This is a genomic window from Caballeronia sp. M23-90 (assembly GCF_053574605.1).
Map to the genome: position 1 here is coordinate 1 of NZ_JBSIPA010000507.1, position 4,543 is coordinate 4,543.

A 4,543-nucleotide genomic window follows, 5' to 3' on the forward strand; every position below is an offset into this window, starting at 1 on the left:
TGAACGGGAAAACAAGCCGGCGAGCGGACCCGTCGGCTTGTTTTCCCGTTCGTCGGATCCGGCGCCGGGCCTGCCTGGGTATCCGCAGCAGCAGCCCTATTCCCAACCTCGCACGCAGCAGTACTCCCAGCCCTATTCACCGACGCAGAACGTGCCGAACTATTTGCCTCCTCCGCAGCCTGCGCCGTATTCGACGCCTTACGTTGCGCCCAATCCGGTCCCGTATTCTGCGCCTTACCGCGCGCCGGCCAATAGCGCACGTCCCGTAACAGGCAACGGTGGGTACGGTCCCGATACCTATGGTTCGAGCCAGTCCGGCGCGCCATCGGCGGCACCGTTGCAGCCGTACCCGGGACAAGGACCGGCTCAGGACTCAGGGCAGTACCAGGCGCAATATCAGCAGCCGTATCAACAGCCTTATCAGCAACAGCAAGCTTATCCGGCACAGCAGCAGTATCAGCCGCAGCCTTATCAACAGCAAAACCAGCAACCTTATCAGCAGCAAGATCCGGCGATGAGTTCGCCGTGGCCCATGTCGCCTGCCGCGCAGGAGGCACAAAACAACGCGCAGGCGCCTCAGCCGCGTGTGTATTCGAGTACCTCGGCAGCGAAGACGAAACGCGCCACAACGACTAAAGCGACCCAACCCGCGTCGCGTCAGGCAACGCGTCGCTACGCCCCTGCCGCCGACGAAACCAACTACACGCAACAGCAGCCTTACGCGTATCCGCCGCAGCAACAGCAGCAGCCGTACTACTCGAACCAGCCCTACATTCCGCAGCCTCCTGCGGGCTACGCGCAGGCATACGTGCCGTCGCAGACGGCGCAGGTTACCCAGCCCGGCCAACAGCCGTATCAGGGCAACATCGCAAACGCACAGACGCTTGGTGTCGCCGATGAACTCGCGCAAATCAATCGCGCGCAGTCAAGCACCGTGTCGGGCGGCGTGGTGTTTCGCAGCCGCACGGGCGAGGACGGGTTGTCGAACCTGACGGATATCGAGGCGCCTATCCAAGGACGGATACGTGCGGGCAATGGTCACGTGGTGGTCACGGCGACACCCGTTACGCTCGATGCCGGCACCGCGCAGGAAACCGCCGATACCCTCAAGCGTTTCGGATCGGGACTCGGCTCAGGACTCAGCGCGGGAGGAAGCGGGCGCCCTGTCTCCAATCAGTACGGCAACCAGACCGCGAGCGGCGTGGGTTTGTCGGTGGGATACGAAACGAACAGCGTGCAACTCGATGTCGGCACTACGCCACTCGGCTTTCGCGAAGAAAACGTCGTGGGCGGCGCGCAGTACAAAGGCGCGATCACCGACAAGGTCTCGTACTCGGTCGCCGTGGCTCGCCGCGCGGTCACGGACAGTTTGCTGTCGTATGCCGGCGCGCACGATGCGCAAGCAGGTATCACGTGGGGCGGCATCACGTCGAATGGCGGACGCTTCGACCTCGGCTGGGACGACGGCACGAACGGCGTATACCTGAATGGTTCGTTCCAGTATTACGACGGCAAGAACGTCGCGAGCAACACGGCGGAAAAAGGTGGCGGCGGTTTCTACACGCGCCTCTATTCCGATGCCAACCAGACGTTGACCGCCGGCGTGAACACCACGCTGATGCACTACGACAAGAACCTCTCCTTTTTCACCTACGGCCAGGGCGGCTATTTCAGCCCGCAACAGTACGTGATCCTGAACTTGCCGGTGGAATACATGGGCCGCAGCGGCGCGTTCACGTATGACGTGAAAGGCTCGATCGGCGTGCAGCATTACCGCCAGGATGCGTCGGATTACTTCCCGACCAACGGCAACGTGCAGCCGGTCGGCGGCACCGGAATCACGGCCTCGCAGGGTGGCGTCTACGGCAGCCAGACGAAGACGGGGATCTCGTATTCGTTCAGCGCAACGGGAGAGTTTCAGCTTGCACCGCAATTGACGGTGGGCGCCACGGCTTCGCTTGGCAACGCGTACCAGTATCGTGAGTATCTGGCGGCGGTTTATATTCGCTACAGCTTCACGAAGCAGAACATGGTGCAGCCATCGTTCCCGCCTTCGCCTGTCAGCTCGCCTTACGTATCGATGTCGAACTGAAAATCATGAAGCCCCGGTGCGTTGTCAGCCCGGAGCTTCATGCTTTAAACCAGCACCCCTCCGCCGTCCACCACGTAGGTCTGGCCCGTCGCAAAGCCGCATTCCATCAGGAACAGATACGCGGCGGCGACGTCACGTGCTTCGCCTACGCGTCCTGCGGGCAGGTGTTTGCCAGCCTGCTCGTACATGGCTGCGCGATCTGCCTCGGACATGTTCTGCCACAGGTTGGTCGCGACCAGGCCCGGCGAAACCGCATTCACCCGCAACGGTGCGAGTTCGACGGCCAGCGCACGCGTCAGTGCTTCCATCGCGCCGCAGACGCTTGCGCCGAACGCCCAGCCGCTATGCGGACGCAACGCCGCAATGCCCGTAGTCAGGACGATCGATCCACCCTTCGTCATATGCGGCGCGCCATGTTTGACGGCGGTAAGCGCCCCCCAGTAGCGGATATCGAATGCGCGCCGCGCCTCGCTTAGATCCGTCTTCGCAAGCTCTCCAAGCCGTAACGAATCGCCGGCGGTGAAGACGAGGTGATCGAAGTTTCCGGTGGCATCGAAGAACGACTGGATGGCGCGCTCGTCGGTGAGATCGAGCGCGTGGCCTTCCACCTTCGGTCCAAGCGATTCCGCCGCAGCCGCCACCCGTTGCGCGTTACTCGATGCAATCACGACCCGCGCGCCTTCCTCCACGGCGTACTCCGCGACCGTGTAGCCAATCCCTGACGAACCGCCGAGCACGACAATTTTCCTGCCCTCGAGCCGCCCGCTCACATCGATGTTCGTCATGACTCAAGCTCCCTTTTCGATCAGCGATTGCAGCACGGTATCGAGCGGAACACGGCCGCGACGCACCTCGTTTTGACCGCCTTCGAAGCAAATCCATTCTTCGTTGAACCCGTCGATCATCTGCATGCGCGGCAGCGGATTGGTCATGCCCTGCGAGCGGAAAAGGCCTTCCCAAGTATCACGCGGCACGATGTTCATGCGGACATCGCGTCCGAGCAACCGTCCAAGGCTCGCGGCGATCATGTCCGGCGATACGCGCTGCGTCCCCTCAAGCTCAATGACCCGCCGACCCGTCCACGTCTCGCGCAACAAATCTGCTGCAACCCGGCCGATATCGGCGGTGGCGACCATGGGAACGAGTTTGTCGAGCGGCTGAAGGAAGCTCGGGACGATACCCGTTTCACGGGCCGGCGCAATATCCCAGGCTGCGTTTTCGATGAACCACGCAGCACGAAGAAACGCGACCGGCATGGGCAAAGTGCCGAGTTCCTGCTCCATGATCTGGAGCTGGTTGAGCAAGTTGGGCTGTGTGGCTTGCGCGCCGATGGTCGAGAGCACCACGACCTTTTTCGGCCTGGCTGCGGCAAGCGCGGCCCGCAGCGAAGCGATCGCCTTGCGCGCCTCGGGAAATCCCTGCGTCGGATCGAAGGTCGGCGGCAATAGGACGAATACGCCTTCCGTGCCTTCGAACGCGTGCTGAAGCGCGTGTTGATCGTTGACGTCGGCGACCGCTACTTCGCAGCCCTCCTTCGCCCACGCTTCTCCTTTTGCTGCATCGCGCACCACGGCGCGGACATCGTGACCCGATGCGAGCAGCAAACGTGCGACGACTCCCCCGACCTGACCCGTGATTCCGGTGATAGCGAACATGGTGTTCTCCTCAAAAGACCGACAGCGGACGCTGCGTTGAGAAGAAGTGTGGGCGTTTGAAAGGCGTTTAGCGATAACCTACCTGTCATTTAATTAATGACACGATGTCATTTATCATTTTTTTCATATGCTGTTACAGCAAATACGGAAAAGCCGTTCCAGCGCGAACTGGAACGGCTTTTAAGCGCTTAAAGCAATGCTTACTGGCGCACGCCTTCAGCCTGGATATGCAGCGTCGTCTTCATCTTGAAGCCGTATGCCTTGCCGTAGTCCACACCGAAGTCAGCGCGATCGAATGTGCCCGTCGATTCCGTGCCGCACACTTCTTTCTTCATCATCGGGTTCGTGAAGCACTTGAACGATTCGATCTTCAGGTTCACCGGCTTCGTCACGCCGTGCAGCGTCAACTCGCCGATCACTTCCACCGGCACGTCGCCCTTGAACTTCATCGACGTGCCCTTGTAGGTTGCCGTCGGGAATTTTTCGGTATCGAAGAATTGCGCGCTCTTCAGTTCACCATCGAGTTTCTCATTGCCGATGTTGATCGACGTCATGTCGATGGTCGCTTCCAGCGTGCCCTTCTTCGCTTCGCGATCGATCGTCACCGTGCCGCTGCTTTTGTCGAACTTGCCACGCCACACCGAGATGCCGCCGAAGTGATCGGTCTCGAAGCTCGGGTACGTGTGGTTCGGATCGAGTTGGTACGTGACTTCAGCGGCCATTGCGTTAAACGATGCCGCCACGAACAACGCGCCTGCTGCCGCGATCAAAAGGTTCTTTTTCATGTGTTTTCCTG

General features: G+C 60.7%; 4 protein-coding genes. 1 reads left to right on the plus strand and 3 read right to left on the minus strand.

Annotated elements, in window-relative coordinates:
* On the plus strand, positions 1 to 2,092 hold a 2,092-nt coding region (locus tag ACRXB1_RS31180), incomplete at its 5' end, for a cellulose synthase subunit BcsC-related outer membrane protein (protein WP_449494236.1).
* A 44-nt stretch (positions 2,093 to 2,136) separates the two neighbouring features.
* Here ACRXB1_RS31180 and ACRXB1_RS31185 read toward each other — a convergent pair.
* From ACRXB1_RS31185 to ACRXB1_RS31195, 3 genes are all read right to left on the minus strand, one after another.
* Positions 2,137 to 2,877, minus strand: a complete 741-nt coding sequence (locus tag ACRXB1_RS31185) for an SDR family oxidoreductase (RefSeq protein ID WP_449494237.1) — start codon at positions 2,875 to 2,877, stop codon at positions 2,137 to 2,139.
* A 3-nt stretch (positions 2,878 to 2,880) separates the two neighbouring features.
* Positions 2,881 to 3,747 (minus strand): NmrA family NAD(P)-binding protein, encoded by an 867-nt coding sequence (locus tag ACRXB1_RS31190; RefSeq protein WP_449494238.1) that lies wholly within the window; start codon positions 3,745 to 3,747, stop codon positions 2,881 to 2,883.
* Between the two features lie 200 nt (positions 3,748 to 3,947).
* The gene (locus ACRXB1_RS31195; protein ID WP_062169144.1) at positions 3,948 to 4,532 is read right to left on the minus strand and encodes a YceI family protein; all 585 of its coding nucleotides are present in this window, start codon (positions 4,530 to 4,532) and stop codon (positions 3,948 to 3,950) included.
* Between the last annotated feature and the right edge of the window lie 11 nt (positions 4,533 to 4,543).